Annotated in this window: 19 protein-coding genes; 9 read left to right on the top strand and 10 right to left on the bottom strand. The window is 41.1% G+C overall.

The window, feature by feature from the left end; genetic code table 11:
- Window position 1: 1 nt before the first annotated feature.
- Genes J4N44_RS00975 through J4N44_RS00995 form a run of 5 tightly spaced genes read left to right on the top strand, consistent with a single transcriptional unit; the run spans window position 2 to window position 4658 of the window.
- A complete protein-coding gene (locus J4N44_RS00975) occupies window positions 2-721 on the top strand; it encodes an acylneuraminate cytidylyltransferase family protein (protein WP_074051005.1) in 720 nt (239 codons plus the stop codon).
- Window positions 718-1737 (top strand): Gfo/Idh/MocA family protein, encoded by a 1020-nt coding sequence (locus tag J4N44_RS00980; RefSeq protein WP_029788889.1) that lies wholly within the window; start codon window positions 718-720, stop codon window positions 1735-1737. The genes J4N44_RS00975 and J4N44_RS00980 overlap by 4 nt, the downstream gene beginning before the upstream one ends.
- Window positions 1734-3053, top strand: coding sequence for a glutamate-1-semialdehyde 2,1-aminomutase (locus J4N44_RS00985; RefSeq protein ID WP_045490691.1), 1320 nt, complete (start codon window positions 1734-1736; stop codon window positions 3051-3053). The genes J4N44_RS00980 and J4N44_RS00985 overlap by 4 nt, the downstream gene beginning before the upstream one ends.
- Window positions 3053-3868 (top strand): carbon-nitrogen family hydrolase, encoded by an 816-nt coding sequence (locus tag J4N44_RS00990; protein ID WP_029788887.1) that lies wholly within the window; start codon window positions 3053-3055, stop codon window positions 3866-3868. The genes J4N44_RS00985 and J4N44_RS00990 overlap by 1 nt, the downstream gene beginning before the upstream one ends.
- Window positions 3869-3887: 19 nt before the next feature.
- Window positions 3888-4658 carry an oxidoreductase gene (locus J4N44_RS00995; protein WP_029788886.1) on the top strand — a complete coding sequence of 257 codons (771 nt, stop codon included), beginning with the start codon at window positions 3888-3890 and terminating at the stop codon, window positions 4656-4658.
- Between the two features lie 49 nt (window positions 4659-4707).
- On the opposite strand, the gene J4N44_RS01000 is transcribed toward J4N44_RS00995, so the two are convergent.
- The 10 genes from J4N44_RS01000 to J4N44_RS01045 form a co-directional block, all read right to left on the bottom strand.
- The gene (locus J4N44_RS01000) at window positions 4708-5718 is read right to left on the bottom strand and encodes a polysialyltransferase family glycosyltransferase (RefSeq protein WP_029788885.1); all 1011 of its coding nucleotides are present in this window, start codon (window positions 5716-5718) and stop codon (window positions 4708-4710) included.
- Entirely contained in the window at window positions 5718-6434 is a 717-nt protein-coding gene (locus J4N44_RS01005; RefSeq protein WP_050923822.1) for a glycosyltransferase family 25 protein, read from the bottom strand. Before J4N44_RS01005 ends, J4N44_RS01000 begins: the two co-directional genes overlap by 1 nt.
- On the bottom strand, window positions 6434-7705 hold the full coding sequence (gene waaA / locus J4N44_RS01010; RefSeq protein ID WP_252044764.1) for a lipid IV(A) 3-deoxy-D-manno-octulosonic acid transferase: 1272 nt from the start codon (window positions 7703-7705) through the stop codon (window positions 6434-6436). Before waaA ends, J4N44_RS01005 begins: the two co-directional genes overlap by 1 nt.
- Complete coding sequence (gene waaF / locus J4N44_RS01015; RefSeq protein WP_029788882.1) at window positions 7699-8757, bottom strand: lipopolysaccharide heptosyltransferase II; 1059 nt, start codon at window positions 8755-8757, stop codon at window positions 7699-7701. The genes waaA and waaF overlap by 7 nt, the downstream gene beginning before the upstream one ends.
- Complete coding sequence (gene lpxM, locus J4N44_RS01020; RefSeq protein WP_045490704.1) at window positions 8754-9743, bottom strand: lauroyl-Kdo(2)-lipid IV(A) myristoyltransferase; 990 nt, start codon at window positions 9741-9743, stop codon at window positions 8754-8756. Before lpxM ends, waaF begins: the two co-directional genes overlap by 4 nt.
- A 115-nt stretch (window positions 9744-9858) precedes the next feature.
- The gene (rfaD, locus tag J4N44_RS01025; protein ID WP_005449311.1) at window positions 9859-10800 is read right to left on the bottom strand and encodes an ADP-glyceromanno-heptose 6-epimerase; all 942 of its coding nucleotides are present in this window, start codon (window positions 10798-10800) and stop codon (window positions 9859-9861) included.
- A gap of 136 nt (window positions 10801-10936) precedes the next feature.
- Entirely contained in the window at window positions 10937-13135 is a 2199-nt protein-coding gene (locus tag J4N44_RS01030; protein ID WP_074051007.1) for a YjbH domain-containing protein, read from the bottom strand.
- Between the two features lie 2 nt (window positions 13136-13137).
- Window positions 13138-13899 (bottom strand): capsule biosynthesis GfcC family protein, encoded by a 762-nt coding sequence (locus J4N44_RS01035; protein ID WP_074051008.1) that lies wholly within the window; start codon window positions 13897-13899, stop codon window positions 13138-13140.
- Entirely contained in the window at window positions 13896-14570 is a 675-nt protein-coding gene (locus J4N44_RS01040) for a YjbF family lipoprotein (RefSeq protein ID WP_074051009.1), read from the bottom strand. The genes J4N44_RS01035 and J4N44_RS01040 overlap by 4 nt, the downstream gene beginning before the upstream one ends.
- 73 nt (window positions 14571-14643) lie before the next feature.
- A complete protein-coding gene (locus J4N44_RS01045) occupies window positions 14644-14862 on the bottom strand; it encodes a hypothetical protein (protein ID WP_009698932.1) in 219 nt (72 codons plus the stop codon).
- A 631-nt stretch (window positions 14863-15493) separates the two neighbouring features.
- Between J4N44_RS01045 and J4N44_RS01050 the strand changes: the two genes are divergently transcribed.
- From J4N44_RS01050 to J4N44_RS01065, 4 genes are all read left to right on the top strand, one after another.
- Window positions 15494-16006 carry a porin family protein gene (locus tag J4N44_RS01050; RefSeq protein WP_024700418.1) on the top strand — a complete coding sequence of 171 codons (513 nt, stop codon included), beginning with the start codon at window positions 15494-15496 and terminating at the stop codon, window positions 16004-16006.
- 66 nt (window positions 16007-16072) lie between these two features.
- Window positions 16073-18745, top strand: a complete 2673-nt coding sequence (locus J4N44_RS01055; protein ID WP_074051010.1) for an SLBB domain-containing protein — start codon at window positions 16073-16075, stop codon at window positions 18743-18745.
- 150 nt (window positions 18746-18895) lie between these two features.
- A complete protein-coding gene (locus tag J4N44_RS01060; RefSeq protein WP_074051011.1) occupies window positions 18896-19864 on the top strand; it encodes a Wzz/FepE/Etk N-terminal domain-containing protein in 969 nt (322 codons plus the stop codon).
- A gap of 63 nt (window positions 19865-19927) precedes the next feature.
- On the top strand, window positions 19928-21172 hold the full coding sequence (locus J4N44_RS01065) for a glycosyltransferase (RefSeq protein WP_074051012.1): 1245 nt from the start codon (window positions 19928-19930) through the stop codon (window positions 21170-21172).
- Window positions 21173-21660 lie beyond the last annotated feature (488 nt).

A 21660-nucleotide genomic window follows, 5' to 3' on the forward strand; every position in this document is an offset into this window, starting at 1 on the left:
AATGATTAATCAGAAGTCTGTGCTGGCTATTATTCCGGCGAGAGGTGGCAGTAAAGGGCTACCTAAAAAAAACATCAAGCTTATGAATGGTAAACCACTGATACAGTGGACCATTGAAACTGCTTTACAAACAACTGAAATCGATTCTGTCTTAGTGACGACAGATTGTCCTGAAATACAGTCTGTTGCTCTGGCTGTTGGTGCCGAATGCCCATTTTTACGTCCAGATGCGCTTGCCAGTGATACGGCAACCAGTTTTGATGCCGTCAAACATAGTCTTGACTATTATGCTCAGGAGTTGGGGCGAGAATTTGACATCATCGTTTTATTAGAGCCGACCTCGCCACTGCGCGAAAATACAGACATATCCAATATGCTGGGTAAGTTAGAGCAACATTATCAGACCCATGATGGCATTGTGAGCCTTGGGGAAGTGTCTGAACATCCGTCTATTGTCAAAGTTATTGATCATGATGGAAGCGTTGTTCCTCTCGATGAACAGGCTGACTCTGCCATTAGACGACAAGACTGCGCAAAAGTATATTTTCCTTTTGGCGTCGCTTATGTTGTCAAAAGAGATGTATTACTAAAAGAGAAGAGCTTCTACCCGCAAAGAACTCTTCCTTATGAGATAAAACGCTACCAATGTTATGAAATCGACGATATTTATGACTTTTTAGCTATCGAAAATATTATGAAATTTGAGTGGAACTTAAAATGAAAACGAGAGCACTTGTAATTGGTTTAGGCTCAATGGGTAAGCGTCGAGTAAGAAACTTATTGGCGTTGGGAAACATTGATGTTTTTGGTTTTGATGTGCGAGCGGATCGTAATGAGGAAGCGAGCTCGAAGTATCAAATCACGACATTTGATGACGTACAGAAAGCATTTGAAGATGTGAAGCCAGAAGTTGTCGTTATTTCAACACCACCGCAATTGCATATGACATATGCAAACATGTGTTTCGACGCACGAGTTCCATGTTTTATCGAAGCCTCAGTAACTGATACTGAAGAAATTCGTGAACTTGGTAAGAAGGCTCTAGAAGCTTCACTTGTTATTGCTCCATCTTGCACTATGCGTTACTTCCCTGGTCCTAAAAAGGTTAAGGAGTTGCTTGAACAAAACGTTATTGGCTTGCCACTGTCAGTGAGTTACCAAACAGGTCAGTATTTGCCGGATTGGCACCCTTGGGAAGACATTCAAGACTTCTACGTGTCCAAACGTGAAAGCGGTGGTGCTCGTGAAATTGTTCCATTTGAGCTGACTTGGTTGAATGATTTATTTAGTCATGATGTAAAAGCCTTAGCGAGTGTTGTCGCTAAGCAAACTGATATGAATGCGGACATTGATGATATATACCATTGCCTGCTTCAATATGATTCAGGTGTATTGTTAAACTTAACGGTAGAGGTTATTTCTCGTCCACTAGCAACTCGTGAGATGCTGATTCTAGGTTCAAGAGGCAAGATTAAATTTAGTGCTGATAGTAATTCAGTCTCTTACTGCAACTTAGAAACAGACGGTTGGGTAGAAAGCACATGGGAAGAAGGCACTGTTGAGAGCCAATACATTAACCCAGAAGAACCATACATTAATGAGATGAAAGACTTTGTAACAGCAGCTTTGGCTGGTGACCAAAGTCTTTTCCCTAACAACCTTCAAGATGATGTGAAAGTGCTTGAGGTGCTTGAGGCACTAGAAGAGGTTGATCAATTGAAAGGTAACAAAGCATGAGTAATTACAAAGAGCGTTTACTAAAAGCCATTCCGGGTGGAGCGCATACTTATTCTCGTGGTTATGACCAATATCCAGAAAGTGCACCACAAATTTTGTCTCGTGGTAAAGGGGCGTATTGCTACGATGATAAAGGCACGAAATATCTAGATTACGGAATGTCTTTGCGTGCTGTGAACCTTGGTTATGCAAATGATGAAGTAGATATGGCTGCGTTTGAGCAAATGCGTAACGGTAACAACCTTACTCGTGCTTCTTTAATTGAATTACAAGCAGCTGAGCTTTTGATTGATCTTATCGACTCAGTCGATATGGTTAAATTTACCAAAAATGGTTCCACTGCAGTTTCTGCTGCAGTGAAGCTAGCACGTGCATACACTAACCGTAATTTGGTTGCGCGTTGTGCGGAACACCCGTTCTTCTCTTACGATGACTGGTTTATTGGCTCTACACCTATCACGAAAGGTATTCCAGAAGATACGATCAAACAAACAAAAATGTTTTCGTACAATGACATTAACTCCTTGAAAGCGCTTATTGAACAACACCCAGATCAATTTGCTTGTGTGGTTCTTGAGCCAAGTACGATGGACCATCCTGCGCCATCTGTTGAAGTTGAGGGCGAAACCTATCTTCACGATGTTCAACGTTTGTGTAAAAAACACGGTATTGTTTTTATTCTGGATGAAATGATCACTGGCTTCCGTTGGCATATTAAAGGTGCTCAACACTATTACAATATTCAGCCAGATTTGTGTACGTTTGGTAAAGCGATGGCAAATGGTTTCTCTGTTGCTGCTGTTGCTGGTAAACGTGAAATTATGCAACTTGGCTCGATTGAGTTTGCTGGTTCTGAGCGTTTATTCCTACTATCGACAACACACGGTGCAGAAATGTGTGGGTTGGGAGCGTTTGTAAAAACGGTCGAGTACATTCAAAAGAACGATACCATTGAACATCTTTGGGATTATGGTCAAAAGTTAATTGACCTTATGAACCGCAAAGCAAAAGAAGCAGGTGTTGAATCATATTTCCAAGCCGGCGGTGTTCCTTGTTCTCCTTGGTATATGACTTACGGTCCTGATGGTCAGGCGGACTTAGCCTTCCGAACTCTATTCTCGCAAGAAATGCTAAAAAATGGCGTTTTAATTCCATGGATTGCACTTAGCCATAGCCATGGTGAAAAAGAGTTAGAAATGACAGAGAAAGCGTTAGAAGCTGCATTGAACGTATACAAGAAAGCTATTGATGCTGGTAGTACTGAAGGTTACCTAAAAGGTGATGTCATCAAGCCAGTATTTAGGAGCATTAACTAATGAAAGTGGCATTGGTTTCGCTTGATCAAGTGTGGCGAGATAAGCTTGCAAATCAAATACAGTGTCGAAGCGTGGTTGAAGAAATCAAAGCTGCAAGTTCTGATATCGACCTTATTGTTTTCCCAGAACTTACATTGACAGGTTTTTGTGTAGATGATTCAGCGCTGGCCGAAGGTGATGGTGAACAGTCAGATACTGTACGTTTCTTTTCGGATCTAAGTCAGCATTACCAATGCCACATTATGTTTGGTCAGCTTGCTCGCTTGTCATCAGGACAAGTGGTAAATCGCCAGAACATAACAGACCAAAGTGGTCGACTTATTTCAACTTATGACAAAGTTCATACGTTTTCTTATGCGGGAGAAACTAATTATATTGCACAAGGTGAACAACCTTGTGTAAGTATGATTGATGGTATCCCTGTTGGTGGTTCTATTTGTTATGACCTTCGTTTTGCTGAGCTTTTTCATCATTATCGGGAAAGGGCTGCCATGGTCATCAATACGGCGAATTGGCCGTCGACAAGAACTGCCCAATGGCTATGTCTATTGCAAGCTAGAGCAATTGAGAATCAGTATTTTGTTGTTGGTGTAAACCGAATTGGGACAGATGGAAAGGGATTAGATTACGATAGTTCTAGTGTGATTTTTAATCCGCTTGGTGAAAGACTAGACCCACTGCAACAAGGGGTATTTTGGGATTTATATAGCATCAATTTGGAAGATGTTATGGCAATTCGAACGCAGTTCCCCTTTGTCAAAGATCGTCGTAACTCGCTTTATATGCAGTGGTCGAAAGACAAAAATTCGCAGTAATAGTTAGTAGATTAAGACTATGAATCAAATGCTTAAAGATAAAAAAATCGTTATTGCTGGTGCGGGTGGACTACTAGGTGCCAGTGTCGTTAAATCCATTTTAGAGGCTGGTGGGAGTGTCGTCGCAACAGATGTCTCACTTGAGCACCTAAAAGCTCGTTTATCTTCTGTTGGTGTAAATCTTGCCGATACTCACTTAACTATGCATGAGTTAAATATTACCCACAGCGACGATCTTACGCGATTTTGGCAAGAAGCAGACGGAGTCACTGGCGCGGTGAACTGTACTTACCCAAGAACTAAGAGTTATGGTGCTAAGTTTTTTGATGTAACCCTAGATAGCTTTAACGAAAACGTGAGTATTCATTTGGGTAGTGCATTCTTGTTTGCCCAGCAATGTGCAGCATACTTTGTTAATAAAGAACAGCCTTTTTCACTAGTAAATATTTCCTCTATCTATGGTGTTATTGCTCCTAAGTTTTCAGTGTACGACAACACGCCGATGACAATGCCCGTCGAATATGCCGCGATTAAATCGGCTATTGTCCACTTAAACAAATATGTGGTGAGTTATATTAACGACAGCCGCTTTAGAGTGAATAGCGTGAGTCCTGGTGGCATATTAGATGGTCAGCCTGAAGCTTTCCTCGACGCGTACCGTAAAAATACGCACGGAGCAGGTATGCTTAACGTTGAAGAGATGACAGGTAGTATCGTTTACCTGTTATCTGATCAGTCTAGATATGTGACAGGCCAAAACATTATTGTGGATGATGGTTTTAGCTTGTAAACCATTAGATGATACTTATATGAAAATGCCCCATTGATTGGGGTATTTTTTATTCCCACCGGTGAATATTATCACCTTCTAAGTAAGTTTCGATGAGTTCCATTAACTTATAAACTAAGGTCTTATCAATGATCTCATGATCCTCTAAGCGGCGAGTATAAATTGATAAATGTGGATAAATACGACTCAATGTAAACAGTGCTGTAGAGTAATAGCCATAAATCGCAGCTATATTATCGTATTTACATATTTCAAGTTCTATAGGTCCCTTGGTTTCTTCCGCATAACGTAAATTTGGCACTTTTTGCAACAGATCTCTTACACTCGCTTTTTCATTCCTGTGTGGAAAGTAGATAATTTCATCAAACTGTTCGGATAAGCGTTGCAGGCTTTTCTTATATTCATTTAAATCAATCCCACCATCAGTCGCTCCATCTCCAATAAATACAGCTCTTGAAGAGTTAGCTTTAAAGATGGTTGGTTGCTTAGATATCTGTCGTCGTAAGCGTGGAAATGTATTAGCCACTATATGAAAATGTTTAGCTTTTAGGTCAAATAATGTAAAAAGCTCGAATTTATTGCTAATGTAAAAGTCTCTCGGTTTTTTATAGCCAAAAAGGTTAAGAGTAATATTTCTTTTTAATTGAGAATAGCTGACACGAATATTATCGCGAAGTTGTTCTTCATATGCTTTTAGTGTCCACGTGCCGTCATCGTACATGACTTCTTTAATTTTAATAGTAATATTACCAAGTATAGTAGCTACGCGTCGGCTTGGGTATTCTGTATAAAATACATAATTGAACGTCATGCTTGGATTGAGTTTTCTGACTTTTTTTAGCACCAAAACCAATCTTGGGTAAAGCGAACGGGTAGGGTTGCGCTCTAAACGTATAATACCAAACCAATTATGCAGTGCTAACAACTCTTCCATTTGTCGCTCTGCATTTTCATTTTCTTGCTCTCTAACGATGATTATGTTGTTATTACACTGATAGTGTTCAATCGCTTCTAAAGCATTAATAAGTTGAAATGGAGTTGACGCTAAGAATAGGTTCATTATTTCTTGCTCTTATTATAATTTGCTTGATTCCATTGCTTTAATAGTCTGTAAAGCTCAATGTTTACTTTATTTAGCAAGCTATTATTGGATTTGACTTTCCGTTGTCCAATAGTGGAAGTGGTATTGCTACGAGAAATTAATTGAGGTTCGTAGCTATAAATAGTCTGTTTAGTGCGCCATTCGTTGTCCATAAAGTCATCTACAGGTTCGAAGAAACCATGGATTTGCGAAAGATAGGTCGCAGCAACCTTAGGTGTTATAGCATAAGCGGAAGTACCACAAGCACCTTTTAAATTAGAAATAAGTCGATAATTATCGTCTATTTTTACAATGTTTATATGTTTGCGTTCAAAAAAGTTACCTAGTTTCACTAATCCGTATTGGGTAGTTAGTCTATCGATATTTTCTAGTTGTTCTTTAAGATTACCTAATAATTCAATGTTATCTTCTAAGATAAGGAAGTTTTCATTATCTGAAACACATTTTCGCCAAAGGGAAATATGACTAGCCCAGCATCCTAATTCAGGTGTTGTTAGTGTGTAACCTTTATATTTTTGCGTTTTTCTCGGATCATAAAGTGCATAAATAAAATGCTCAGGGTCTTGCTTTACATTTTCCGCATCAAAAAAATCAAAATTGACACAATCTAATACTTTACTGACTTGTTCGCGACGCTCTAATGATTCTTTTAAGTTTATTACGTATATTTTCATTATGAATCCTCTGTGACCATCCTGATCGTCTTCTTCAAAGCCCCGGTATTCTTTGCCATAAACTCAATCACATTTTTACGAAAACAATTATGTTGATGGACATCTTGCATTAACACAGTAATAGAGGATGCCAGATTTTGGGCGTTGTTAACTAACAAAATGCAATCTTCCCTCAACATGGCTTCGACGATCTCTTTGAAATTAAAGAAGCTTGGACCATTGATAATAGGGACGCCCAAAGCCGCAGGCTCCAATACATTGTGTCCACCAACCTTATCTCCAACCAAGCTGCCACCCATAAAGCAGATATCTGCAGCACCTAACAATAGAAGCATTTCTCCCATTGTATCGCCGAGATAAACTTGAGTTGAATTAGCCACGTTCTCTTGTGTGGTTCTACGCACGGTTTCAAAGCCTTGTTGTTGGCAGAGGTTGTACATATCATCAAAACGTTCTGGGTGACGAGGTACAAGGATCAAAAGTGCATCTGGGTGTGACTCTAACACTCTTTTATGTGCTGCCAAGACTTGCTCGTCTTCGCCCTTATGAGTACTTGCTGCAATCCACACAGGGCGATTTTGACCTAGCTCTTGCCTTAGTATTTTGCTCTTTTCTTTCACATCATCCGAGATTTGAATATCAAACTTAATAGAGCCAGTGACTTTCAGTTTGTCTTTATCAACCCCCAGTCGTTCAAAACGGTTTGCGTCTGACTCTGTCTGACAAAGAACCTGAGTTAGGCATGGCAACATGAGGTTAAACAAAGGCTGAATTTTGGCGTAGTTGCTACATGATTTTTCCGATAAGCGGGCATTGACCACGCTGATAGGAATACCGGCTTTATGGGCCTCGTTTAACGTATTTGGCCACAGCTCCGTCTCGATGATCAGCATTTGCTTCGGTTGTGTTGTCTTCAGGAAGCGTTTTACCGCAAAGGCGAAGTCAATTGGCATATAGCGGTGCTCAATTAAAGCACCCAGCTTAGCAATCTGTTCCGCTCCGGTACTCGTCGTGGTCGTAACCAGAATAGGTTGATCAGGGTTTTGCTCTTTAAGCGCCTTAATAAAAGGCGTAGCAGCAATGCTTTCGCCGACAGAGACTGCATGTATCCAAATCGGCTTTTCTTCGCTTGTTAATTTCGGAGTAATACCAAAGTGCTCTTTCCAACGTTGACCAAATTTGGGTTTGTTTGGCTTACTTTTGTATAAGCCAACCAATAGGAAAGGCGATGCGATTGTGAGCAAGAGAGTATAGAGAATACGAATTAACATGAGCCAACAGCGATCGCTTCTAGTTTTTGAATACTATCCAAAACTTGCTTTGGCGATAACTCAGTTAAGCACTTCAAATGCTTAAACTGACACTCGCGCTTAAAGCATGGACGGCAGTCAATGTCCGTATGAACAATCTCTACCTTCTCTGCAAGTGGTGGTGTGTATTTCGGTGAGGTGGAGCCATAGACCGCCACGACATTACAGCCAACGGCCGCTGCCACGTGCATCAGACCTGAGTCGTTCGCAACAACGGTCTGGCAAGCCGCCAGAAGATCAACCGCTTCAATCAGGCTTGTTTGTCCTGCTAGAACGTGAATCTGATGCTGATGTTCTTGAGGTACTAATTGCTTGATGTTGTTGCAGGTTTCGAGATCTTTTTGAGAGCCAAACAGCCATACCTGATGCCCTGATTTCGCCATTTGAATTGCCACTTCTGCATAGTGTGCTTCGGGCCATTTTTTCGCGGGACCGAATTCCGCTCCTGGGCATAGACCAACAACAGGAGATTCTTGGTTGAGATTAAACTTAGAAATCGTAGCGCTTTGTTCTTGTTTATCAATAAACAGGCTAGGGCGAGGCAATGTTTCTAAGCCGCCCAGAGAAGAAGAGTCGATCATCTCCGCTTGTGAATAGGCCAATGCAACATAGCGCTCAACCATAAACTGGAAAGATTTCATATTTGGACGCAAGTCATTGAGTAGACCGTAGCGCATTTCACCTTTCCAACCAGTGCGAAGTGGGATATTAGCAAACCAAGGAATCAGTGCTGACTTTGCAGACTTCGGTAGGATGTAGGCGCGGTCGTACTGTTTTTCTCGTAATGATTTACCAATTTCTCGACGACCCAATAAGTTGAACTCACCATGACCAATAGGCATTTCAATGGCTTGGTGGATCTCTGGCATGCGCTCAAGAATTGGTTTACACCAACCTGGTGCAATTACATCAATTTGGCTTTCTGGATGAAGTTGCTTTAAAACGATGTATAGTGACTGTGACATCACCATATCACCAACCCAAGACGGTCCAATTATTAAAATCTTTTTCATTTTTTTAGCTGCCAGTCAGAGTTATATCTTGGTTTAAACAAATTGTAATAGTTATTGCCATCTTCTTGAGAGTGTAAAAGCTGCAACACCCACATGTATTGTTCAGGCTTATTTGCTACAAAGTACTCAATCGCTTGGTTACAAGTGCGGGCATCTTGCTCTTCGCCCTTGTCTAATTCAAACGCCGGTAAGATTTCGATATCAAACGTACCATCTTCTGTATTCATAGAAGCAAACATAGGTAACACTTTAGCGCGTGATAGTTTGGCAATTTTACCTAAGCCTGGAAGTGTTGCTTTTCTGGTTGCAAAGAAATCGACAAAAACGCTGTGTTCAGGACCATGATCCTGATCGGGTAAGTAATAGCCAATGTAACCGTCACGAACTGATTTCAAAAACGGCTTAACACCACCAGAGCGTTCATAAACGCGACCGCCATATTGCACACGTTGTTCGTGCATTAGCCAATCTGCCACTTCATTTTTCTGCTTTTTTGCCATCGCAGAGACGGGCATTCCCATCGAAGCAAGTAACACCGCAGGAATATCAATTGCCCATGAGTGTGGAACCATCAAAATGACTTTCTCATCATTGTCGATGTGTTTTTGAAGGATGTCTAAACCTCGGATCTGGCAACGTTGCTGTAACCATTTAGATGAACGTAAGCTAAGTAAGCTGAAACGGAAAAAGAACAATGCTGCGGTATAAAGCGTTTTTTCAATCAGTGCTTCGCGCTCTTCAAATGATTTCTCTGGGAAGCACAGCTCAAAGTTGACTCGAGCTCGGTGAGCCGGACCTTTGTGCGATTTAGCCAGTTTCTTCGCGATAGTTTTTGCTAGCCATTTCTGAACCCCTAAAGGTAATAAAGCAAGCGGCAAAGAAAGGACAACGCCTATCCACGTACCCCAATACTTCGGCGCTAAAAAGTGGCGCTCAAATTCAGGGTTATAAGCTTTAGGATCGAAATCATCACGTTGATTAGTCATGAAGTTTTAAGTACCTATATTTTTGAAGAAAGGCGATTGGGGGTCTGTAGAAATGATACTAGTAATCGTATCAGAGTAAAGGTGGTAGAGAGTTAACTACCACCTTTGAAGGGAATTAACGGTTTTGAATCGCTAGGTATTCAGCAACACCTTCAGCTACCGTTTTGAATTCTACATCACAACCAGCTGCACGAAGCTTAGTTAGGTCCGCTTGAGTGAATTCTTGGTAAGCGCCTTTTAGGTGATCAGGGAACGGAATGGTTTGGATTTCACCTTTGTTGTGGTGTTTGACCACTGCTTTTGCCACTTCTTCAAAAGATTCTGCACGACCAGTACCGCAGTTGAAGATGCCAGAAACACCATTTTCTAGGAACCAAAGGTTTACTTTGCACACATCACCAACATAAACGAAGTCGCGTTTGAATGATTCGCTGCCTGCAAATAATTTAGGGTTTTCACCTGCATTGATTTGGTTATTTAGGTGGAAGGCTACCGATGCCATGCTACCTTTGTGATCTTCACGCGGACCGTACACATTGAAGTAGCGGAAACCAGTGATTTGAGAAAGCTGTTCACCATGCTCTTGGGCATCTTGCCATAGGCGACGCACATAGTTATCAAATTGCTGCTTTGAGTAGCCGTATACATTGAGTGCGCCTTCGTATTCACGTTCTTCAACAAACGTTTCTGTCTCGCCGTATGTTGCTGCTGATGACGCGTACAGGAATGGAATTTCACGATCTAGACAGTAATGAAGCAACTCTTTTGAGTACTCATAGTTGTTTAGCATCATGTATTTGCCGTCCCACTCGGTTGTCGCAGAACAAGCGCCTTCATGGAAGATAGCTTCGATAGGGCCGAAGTCGTCACCTGCCATGATTTGAGTAAGGAAGTCATCACGATCCATGTAATCTGTGATATCAAGATCAACTAAGTTTTTAAACTTCTTGCCATTTTTTAGGTTGTCGACAACCAGAATATCGTTAATACCTGCTTCGTTCAGTGCTTTAACAATGTTGCTGCCGATCATGCCAGCACCACCAGTTACGATGATCATAAGACTTCCACCATAGATTAAAATTTTCTCAGGAATTCTAGCAAGAAACAGAAATTAGCGCTATTGGAAGGAAAAGAAAGGTATAGAGCGCTTGGGTATAAACAAAAGGGAGCCGAAGCTCCCTTAAATAGTGTTGTTATTCAGCGTTTGACGCGTTTGGTCTTTGGTACCAAGGATTACGTTCATCAGTCAGTTCAATCAAGCTGTACTTACGACCTAGCTTCTGACCACCATCGCGAGTCAGTGGCTGCCAGCTAAAGAACGCGCGGTTGTTGCTTGGTTTCACTGTCATGATGTCGAATGGAATTGAAATGTAGAAGCCTTTAGTAAAGCTACCTTCACCGAATTCGTCAGCCGACAAATCACTGATTGATGCGAATGCACCTGCAATGACACCACTCTTGAACTGTTTAGATACATTCACTTGTGTACCGATATCACCCGCAAGGAACTGACCAACATCAACTTGAATCATCAAATCTTGTAGGAAGTCCCATTGAGGGTAGTAATAACCCGATACAAAACCAGTAAAGCCTTTGTCTACAACTTGGAACGGACGCCCATATTCTGGAACGTATTGCCATTTCTCATCGTATACACCGAAGTAGCTTTGCGGGTCACGTTGAGAGATCAAGTTTACATCTGCACCGATCGCCCAGTTTGCGCCTTTCGGTCGGTACAGGAATTCGGTACCCACACCCGCAAACATACTTTCTAGATAACCAGCGTAGAACTGTTGGTCCATGGTATCTGAGTACTCTTGGAACCAAGTTAACTGCAGGTTGGACATGGTTACCGCGTGTTCATTTTGATAAGCACGGAACATGGTACGTACACGAGGAATCGAAGTGCCGTCCGGTGGAGTTACGTAATTAAACTTGTCGTAGTTGTTGTACCAATCCCAGTATAACGAGCCACCAATTTCTAGGTTATCTGTCAACCAGTAAGAGGCGCTGCCACTTAAACCGACGCTGAACAGATAGAACTCTTCTGGGTTGCCTAAGGTCTGAGCCAGTTTTGGTGAGAAGCCCCAATCAAAGCGCTCAAAACCATCGTAAGCAGGTTTACCTTGCGGTTTATCGCTTGAGGTTGATGTCGCATCTTCGATATTTGGATTGATGTAGTTAACTTCTGCAAAGTCACGGTATTTCTCTTTGGAGATAACCGTTTGATCGCCGATCAGACCACGACTGCGTTCATTGATAGTAAAGGTATCAATGTTGTCTGGCATTTCGTTGTAAAGGACTGCCGCTGCTTTTTCATGAGCTTCATTGCGATCACGATACTTTTTCTGCTCGCCGACAACAGAAACGGTATTGTCTTCAACATAAAGTTGGGTATTTTGGTAGCCAGCAATCTTATCCAGCTCCTCAGTAACACGTTCCCAATCTACATCAGACAGTTGCTCTGGTTGTTTGTCTTCAACTTCTGGTGTTGGTGTATCACGCCAGAAAGACGGCATATCATTGAAGTTTGTGTAAAGGCTTACGCCTGCAACTAACGTATCACCGCGCTCGTAGCTCAAGCGCAAATCTGCCATATTTCCCAAGCGATATAGAATACCAAAGTTCCAAGGAGTATGAGGTGTCATGTCTACACCACCACGTACCACAGGGAAATCTTCGCTGTAATCATTACTGTCGTATTCAAGCTTAAATCGCAGTGGTGCGTGCAAAGTTTGATACTCGACACCACCAAAGAGTGCAGCAGGACCTTTGAAGAAACGATCTGTATTGGTTGTGCCTCCAGTTGACAGAAAATCACTTGGTCTTTGGCAAAAACTATCGGACAGCTTACAAGCTGGGTTGCTGATGTTGTCGCGCGTACCTAAGTAGCCCCAGCCCATACCTAAAGTGAAATCAAAGGTACCAAGGTTTGGGTTAGAGTAACGCTTTGTCGCAGCAACAAACTCACCATCAAAAAGACCGGTGCCTGCAAAGTCACGCACACCCACAGAAAGCTCTGGCAAGTACTCTGACTCTTGCAAAAGTCGAACTTTAAAATCGATGCCTTTGTCAGTGTATTTGGTATCACCCGAGAAGCTTGGATCATCACTATAAAAGAGATCATTCACCATGGTGTAGCGAATGGTCGTCTCTAACCATGGCATCACTTGTAGTGTGACATTATAGAAAAGGTACTCATCGCTGCCAGTAACAGCAAAGTTAAACTCGCCTTCAGGCGCCATACGACCTGTTGGCATCTGCATTAAGCCTACACCACCAAAGTCCATTTGTGATGGTTGCAATGGTGGTGCTTCGAAAGGCATGTCTTGAGCCCACACCAACGCTGGACCCATTAAAGAAAGGGATAAACTGGTTCTGATCAGGTTCATGTTTAGTTCTTCGATGAGGTTGGTTTACGTTGTGCAAGCAGAGCGACAATGTCTTTATCCATTTGTGATGTTTCGAACTTATCAAATGGGATGTACACCATGGTAAGTGGTGGTAAGTAATATTGAGTGGTTAACCAACTGCCATGGTGAGGGTGAACGACCTTGCCATCCGGGTAAATTAGGATTGGCGGATAGGCGAGCTCACCAATGTCACTTGAACCTAGATTCTCGACCTGTTCATGCAGAGCGATACCCGCTTGGTTTTCTACCGCGTAGACTTTTTCTAAGTTACCCACATACAACACTTTCTCTTTGCGTTTTGGTGCACTTAACGCAAGTTGACCTTGTAAAAGAGGGTTATCAAATTTATCCAGACGGATGCGATCAACATCAATAGCCGACAGCACGCGAGGTGCAAACTGGCTTTGTTGGATAAACTTGTAAAATGGGTGCGCAACTAAATTATGTTGAATCATTTGGTTCAACACCGAATTCTTTAAGGCAGTACTTTCTTGCACTGCTGTTTCGGAATTATCAAATAGAGTCACAGCTAAAGGGTATTGCAGGGCGACTTGTTGTTCTTGTGCATGCTTAAGTACGCTCTCTAATCGTGCCGTTTGTTGGAACTGCAATGCTTTACCTGTTCCGACAAGTTCTATATTGAGCGGTGGTGGGGTGTGATTTTGAGCTTGAACGATAGTAGGTGTCGCCAGAATCGTTGCCGTTAAACTTAGGCTTAATAAAGATAGCAGTCGCTTATTCATGATTTGCTGTACCCTTTCAGAATCGTCAATTCAACAGGCACCATATTGGGACCTAAGTGTTGACGTGTTTTTACAACTTCTCCTTTACCGTTTACCCAGTATTGGTTCTCTACAGTTTTTTCTAAGCTGGTAAACGTTACAACCTCTGTATAAACATCAGTAGTGGTAGATGAAATAGGGGTGATGACGGTTTCTTTACCTTGACGAGAACGTTGGACTTTAGCTGGGAACCCATAACGGTATTTGTCAGACCAATCGTAAGAAAGAGAATATTGTAAAGAGGGCGCTGAGTAGGCAGGAACGTTGCCATAAATGCCTGCTAGATTGGTGGTTTGCAAGCCAATAGTTTTAACGATATGACCGTTTTCTGTTACCACCATTGCCTTGTCCGCACTTACCCACTTTAATTGGGTATTGCCAGTTAATGGGTTGTGCTCAGCAAAGGCCAACACTACGAAGACCTGTTTTTGGTCACCAATTTTTAAGTAAGCACTGGCATAAGGAACCGCTTCAACTTCTTTTGGAGTTAGCTCGACATCGATGTAGTTGCCATAAGCTTCTTGGACTGTCGCGGATACGTCATTAAATTTTTGTGTACAGCCAAAGATTGAGCTCAGTAAAGGTAGGGCAATCAGTAAGCGCATCCATTTTAGCGATAGAAAGGTGTTCATCATTCCCTCATTACAAATAAAATCGCCCTGAATAGATCAGGGCGATTGTTTCCATATCTACAAAACTAAAAAATTATTTAGTTACTGAAGTAGAAGTAGAAGTAGACGTTGAAGTTGAATCGCTGTCTGACGCTGCAACTGCTACTACAGTTACTGCTGCTGCTGCACCTACTGCTACTGCAGTTGTACCAGTTGCAGATGCTGCTGCTGTGCCTGCTGTACCAGCTTCAGTCGCTGCAAATGCAGTTGATGCGCTTAGAGCCATAAGAATAGCTAGAGCTGTGTTCTTCATTATTAATCCTTGTATTTCAGATTTTAAAACATCGATGTTTGGTCTGTTTATCACACACCTTTTCTCATTTTAGTTAAAAAACAATCAGCATGTAAATAGTTTCCTATGCGAATTTACCTAACGCTAAAGAAAGATCGTGGAAGAATAGGGGGTGCTTAGGTGTGATTATCGTATTTAATAAAAATGCGTATTCTAGTGCTTAAGTTGAAGTTACCTCAGAGTTCACGCAAACGTTCACGATTTTTATGCAACGCGACTCTTTGTATGTCTTGTTTTAAGTCGCTGATAGACAATGAGTTTCTCATCTGTGAGAATTTGCTAACCATAAACAGAACTCTTAGAAGTCCCTCCCTCTTGCCGTTTTGCGCTAATCCATGCATAATTTGCCAGCTTTTGTGTAGCGTTTATCAAGACTGTTTTTTTGAACGACTAGTCGCAAAAGTGAGGCTTAAAAAGAATAGTTATATCAATAAACCGAATGAATCGGGAATCAGCGAACAGTGGCTAACGCGTAATGCCGCCGGGCGGTAGCGTGGAAACGCACAAACGAAATTGACAAAAGTTAACAGACATTCACTGCGCGCGTCATTCATCATGTGCAGCGGTCAGTCGACACCCAAGGAACACTTACGTGATTAATAAACGACCATGGCTAGGGGCGTTGAGTGCAATCAGCTTAGGCTTGTGCTCATTTTCTGCCTCAGCAGATTTTTATGCTGGTGCGTTAGTCAGTTACTCTAACGCCGAATTTCATCATTCCTCTTCAGTGACCGAGGGAAACCCTTTCCTTCTTCAAGCGCAAGCTGGTTACTTCTTCAATGATTACCTCGCTTTTGAAGCGCGTTACGGAACCTCTGTACAACGAGATAGCGGACTGGCAGTAGACAGCCTCGCGAGTGGCTTTATCAAATTGAACATGCCCGTTTCCGAACGTATCGCACTTTACGGACTTGCCGGTTATTCGAGCGTTCAGATCGACCAACAGAATGTAGGCTCAAATAAAGATCAAGGTTTTAGCTTTGGTTTAGGGATGCATTACGCTTTAGACAAGCAGAATGCGGTTGTCTTTGAGTTTGTTGACAGTACATCTGAAGATCAGGTTCGTTTGAACGCACTTACTCTTGGCTTTCAACACCGATTTTAATTAAAGACCTAGCGCCTAGTTTTGTGGCTAGGATTTTTAACTCCTGACTTTAAATAGCGAATTATCATGCTCAAAGGATATTTCTCGATAGGTGCTTGCATTCTGGCAAGCCTATTTGCGCCGCTTACTAATGCGCAGACTCCAACCCCAGAACAAATTCAGATGTTTCAGAACTTACCTGCTGACCAGCAACAAGCACTGGCGAGTAAGTATGGTATCTCTATTCCATCCGGCGCTTCTTCTCAGCCAAGTAGTTACCAAAACCCTCAAGTGGTTGAACAACGTCCGGTTACTAGTAGCGCGACTGAAGTAAAGGTAAATGATGCCGAAAAAGACGAGCAAGGTCTAAAGCGTTTTGGTTTAGATTTGTTTGCAGGTTCACCTACGACGTTTGCACCAATCAGTGATGTGCCTGTTCCGGCTGACTACACGGTAGGGGCTGGTGATGAAATCGTTATTCAACTTTTTGGTAAAGAGAACACGACGCATCGCCTTCGTGTTAATCGCGCTGGTATCATTAATTTCCCTTCTCTTGGTCCTGTTCAAGTGGCAGGGATGACATTCTCTGACGTGCGTGATTCTCTAAATCAGCGTGTAAAAGAGCAAATGATCGGAGTTCGTAGTGATATTTCGTTGGGCGAAATGCGCACCATGCAAGTTTTTGTGATGGGTGATGCCTACAAGCCTGGCGCCTATACGGTGAGCGCCCTAACTACGATCTCTCAAGCGATTTATTACAGTGGTGGCTTTAGCGAGAGTGGGGCTCTTCGTAACGTGCAACTTAAGCGTAATGGCCAGGTTATTCGTAAACTTGATATGTACGACCTGTTACTTAAAGGTGATGCGCGTAACGACATTCGTTTATTACCAGGAGACGTGGTCTTCATCGGTGCATTGGGTAACACAATTTCGATTGATGGTGAAGTAAACCGCCCGGCAATCTATGAAATCAAACCAGGCGAAACCTATAAACAAGCCATTCGAATGGCGGGTGGCTTTACGGCTAACGCATATAGCGATCAAATCGAAGTGAAGCGTTACGCTGCAAAAGGTGCTCGAGATGCATTAACGCTGAACTTTAGCCAGTCACATGACCAACAAACTAAAGTCAAAGATGGTGATGCGGTTAATGTGCTTAAGAAAAATGAAGAACTGACTCGTTACGTACAAATTGAAGGCGATGTACGCCATCCGGGCTTTATTGAGTGGAAAAGCGGTCTACGTATTGCAGATTTATTCCAATCCGTTGATACCTCATTTAATTCTACTGCAGATGTAAGCTATGCCATTGTTGTGCGTGAGATTAATCCTCAACGCGATATCGAGGTTTACCAAGTTAACCTTGCTAATGCGATTCTTTCTCCAACGAGTAAAGATAACTTGAAGCTGAACTCTCGCGATCGAGTTTTGGTGTTTAACCGCTTCAATAATGAAGATTTAGATACATTAGCGGATCAAGAAACCGTTACCAAAGCGAAAACCTTAGAGCAAGCTCAACTTCAAGCACAGCAAGAGCAATTGAAAGAGCAAGAAGTCATGAGCTCATCAGTGGCGGTGTCTTCTGCGACGCCACTAGAAAAAGATTCAAAGCAACCAAAGATCGTGTTCCGTGGTAAAGAAATCACTAAAGACGATTTTGAAGCATTAAAGCAAAACACACGAAGAACCTTGCTAGCGCCTGTGTTGCTGCAACTTCAACAGCAGTCGCGTTTGGGTTTGGCTCCGCAAATTGCCGAAGTCTTCGGTGAGGTAAAACACCCTGGGCGTTACCCAATCACACCGCGTATGACGATTTCTACCTTAATCGAGGCTGCTGGTGGCTTAACTTATAACGCATTTACCATCAACGCCGAGTTAGCTCGTACGGTTATTAACAGTAAAGATGAGCGCGCTTCTATTGATGTTGAGCGTATTGATTTGCGCCAAGCCATCAAGGGCATTACCGCTGACGATGCCATTATTGTTGGCAGAGACCGCTTAAACATCCTCGAGAAGCCAAACGTCAAATTGCAAAGCACGGTAACGTTGCAAGGTGAAGTTCGCTTCCCTGGTACTTATACCGTTCGCCAAGGTGAGACCTTAGGTGAATTGTTAGAACGTGCTGGTGGTTTAACCGAATTCGCACATCCACAGGGGGCTATCTTCACTCGTGAGGCTTTGCGCCTTCAAGAGCAAAAGCTATTAAACGAATATGCTGCAGATATGCGAGCAGAAACGGCGAAGAAAACCTTCCGTGCTGATAGTAATATGGGCTCGGTGATCTCAGATCCAGATAAGACACTGAAGTTTGTTGAAGAGGCAAGTCGCAGCAAAGCCCTTGGTCGTATGGTGGTGCAGCTTAATCGCATTCTAAAAGACGAACGTTCGGCGGACTTTATGTTAGAAGATGGTGATTTCCTATTTGTACCGACCTTCCGCAATACGGTTTCGATCATGGGTGAAGTTCAAGTTCCAATTACATATCTGCTGGATAACAAACTAGATGTCGATGATTACTTGAACAAAGCCGGCGGTGCGAAAAAACAAGCAGATGAAGACCGTATCTTCGTTGTACGCGCAGATGGCTCAGTTTACAAACCAACGTCAGGTTACTGGTTTGGTAATAATCATGAAGAGCTAAAAGCGGGCGATACCATTGTTGTGCCAATCGATACTGACTACCGTGATGCATTAAGCACTTGGACAGCAGCAACGCAGATCCTCTATCAAACAGGTGTAGCAATTAATGCATTAAATTAAGAAAAACCCCAGGAATATTATCCTGGGGTTTAAAGTTTTAAGCACCTTAATTCAGCCTATTAGATGTATCTATTTCACGACAGAATATAAATCAACCAACTTCAGAGTTTAAGTGTTGAGCACTACCTCCTAGTTTAGGATCTAAAATCAATGGAACCAAAGAAAGAACTTTATCCAAATTACTTACCTATACCTCCTCAAACAGATTGCAATGAAAATGAAGTTGACATCAGAGAGTTGCTTAAAGCTATATGGAAGGGAAAGTGGGTAATTGTTGCAATTACTAGTGTATTCGCAATTTCTTCAGTGTTATATGCATTAAGTTTACCAAATATCTATAGAGCTGATGCTTTACTTGCTCCTGCCGAAAGTTCAAATGGAGGTGGGCTATCTAAAATGGCGGGTCAATTGGGAGGTTTAGCTGCATTAGCAGGCGTAAACATAGGAGGAGGTGAGTCATCTCAAACTGGTTTAGCTGTGCAAGTAATGAAGTCCCGCCAATTTTTAGAGGGATTTATAGACAAGCATGACTTATTAGTACCTTTAATGGCCGCAAAAGGTTGGGATCTTGCAAGCAATAAACTCATACTTAATGAAGAGCTTTATGATTCAGTTACTGGGAAGTGGTTAAGGGCTCCGCAAGGTCTACGTGGTTCAAAACCAAGTAATCTAGAAGCATTTGAAGTTTTTAATAATGAAGTCTTGGATATTCAACAAGATAAAGAAAGTGGTTTATATACGATTTCTATTAAACATTACTCTCCTTATGTGGCTCAGGAATGGGTTAACTGGATAATTGAAGACATCAATAAAGTTATGCGAGAACGAACGATCGCTGAAACGTCTCAAAACTTAAAGTACTTAAACGCGCAACTGCGTAATACTTCTGTGGCAGAGATGCAAAACACATTTTATAAGTTAATTGAAGAGCAAACTAAAAGTCTAATGCTAGCTGAAGTTCAAGAAGAGTTCGTGTTTAAAGTTATTGACCCTGCTGTTGTTCCAGAGATAAAAGATAGCCCGGCTAGAGCAATTCTTTGCGTATTTATTACCTTTTTGGGGTTTATGACTGCTATCGCTATTGTTTTAATAAGATTTGCCGTAAAAAGACAAAAATAAAAGTGCTGAGCAAAGCCTTCATATTGCTATTATTCTTATTGTGATTGAGTTAGAGAGCTCATTATGAAAAAAACAATAAAAGTATTACATGTTAATACATATGATTCTGGTGGTGGCGCTGCAAATGCGGCGGTTAGAATCGTTGAAAGTGTGAATTTAAGTAATATCCATGCAGAACTTTTAGTTCAAAGTGGTAAAAAAAACACAATTATTCTTTCAAAAAGTATTTTTCGAAAATTCCGCCCTTATTTAGATAAATTACCACTATTAATTTACCCAAATAGAAATGATGAGTTATTTTCCAGTGCAATTATTAAAAATAACAAATTAATCCAATACATAAATCATAGTGACTTTGATATCGTACATTTACATTGGATCAATGCTGGAATGATATCAATTGAAGAGATATGCAAAATTAAAAAGCCTATAGTTTGGACCTTGCATGATGCCTGGGCGTATACCGGAGGTTGCCATTTGGTTCCCGCAAGTTGTTCCTTATTTAAGGAGGAATTTGGTTGTCGTAACTGTGTGAAGCTAAGTTCATCGAACATTTTTAATTTCGATTTGGCAAAATTTAACTATAGAAGAAAACTGCACTCCTATCATACAAAAAATGATATTTATATTGTTGGGGTTAGTAATTGGATTACTAATGTTAGTAGAAAATCTAATTTGTTGTCTAAATATAAACACTTTACAGTTGGTAACCCCTTAGATACGAAAAAGTACCGAATTATCAAAGAAAAAGAAAAAGAAAAAGAAAAAAAAGTACTTCTCTTTATTGCGGTTGGTGGTAGCGATGACAGTAATAAAGGTTTTGATGACGTCTACTATATTGCCAATAACTATCCTCATTGTATTGAAATTAGAGTTCTTGGAGGAGCTCTTATGGAAGAAGAATTTATCGGCAATGTAAATATTAAACATGTAGGGTACGTTGACAGTCAAAATGAATTAATAAATGAATATAATAGCGCGGATTGTGTAATCGTTCCTTCTAGGCAGGAATCATTTGGTCAAGTTGCTTCAGAGTCTTTGAGTTGTGGAACTCCAGTAGTATGTTATGACTCCTCGGGTCTAAAAGATATTGTTATACATAAAGTAAACGGGTATCTTGCCAAAGCATTTGATCCCGACGATCTACTTTTAGGTGTTCTACAAGTTTTAAATGATAACATATATAGTAGAGAAGCTTGTCGAGCATCAATATGCAATAGGTTCTCTTACGAAAAAGTCTCTGAAATTTATCGAGAAATATACGAAAATGTCATCAGGTGCAATCAACCGAAGCTATATAAAAAATAACCACGCTATGAGTCATTTTTTTTTAGTTTTACTAATCATTCTATCATCAAAGTCTTTGTACTTTGAAATGTTTGGAACAAATATATTTACCATATTCACTTTTATAATTGTATTTTTTGTTTTCTTTAAAGAAAAAAAACCAATTAGAATAGATGTCTTGATTTTTGGATATTTATTTTTGTTAGTCTCGATAATTAGCTTAGATTTTGACATTAAAACATTTATTTTAATGTTAATAAAAACAATAACCGTAATAATGCTAATCTCCATAATTAAATTTGAAGTATTTTCATTACATTATAGTAAGATTATCAAGTTTATAGCTTTTGTTTCAATACTGACATATCCAATTATCTTTTTTAAGCTCTCTAGCCCTTTATTCAACTTCATCTCTATTGATGAAAGAATTCATGAAAACTTTATTTTATTTGGGGTGCTTGATAATCACATAGCTCATGGTGTATATCGAATTAATGGGTTGTGGTGGG

The sequence above is a fragment of the Vibrio sp. SCSIO 43155 genome (genome assembly GCF_023716605.1).
GTDB classification, from domain to species: Bacteria; Pseudomonadota; Gammaproteobacteria; order Enterobacterales; family Vibrionaceae; genus Vibrio; species Vibrio harveyi.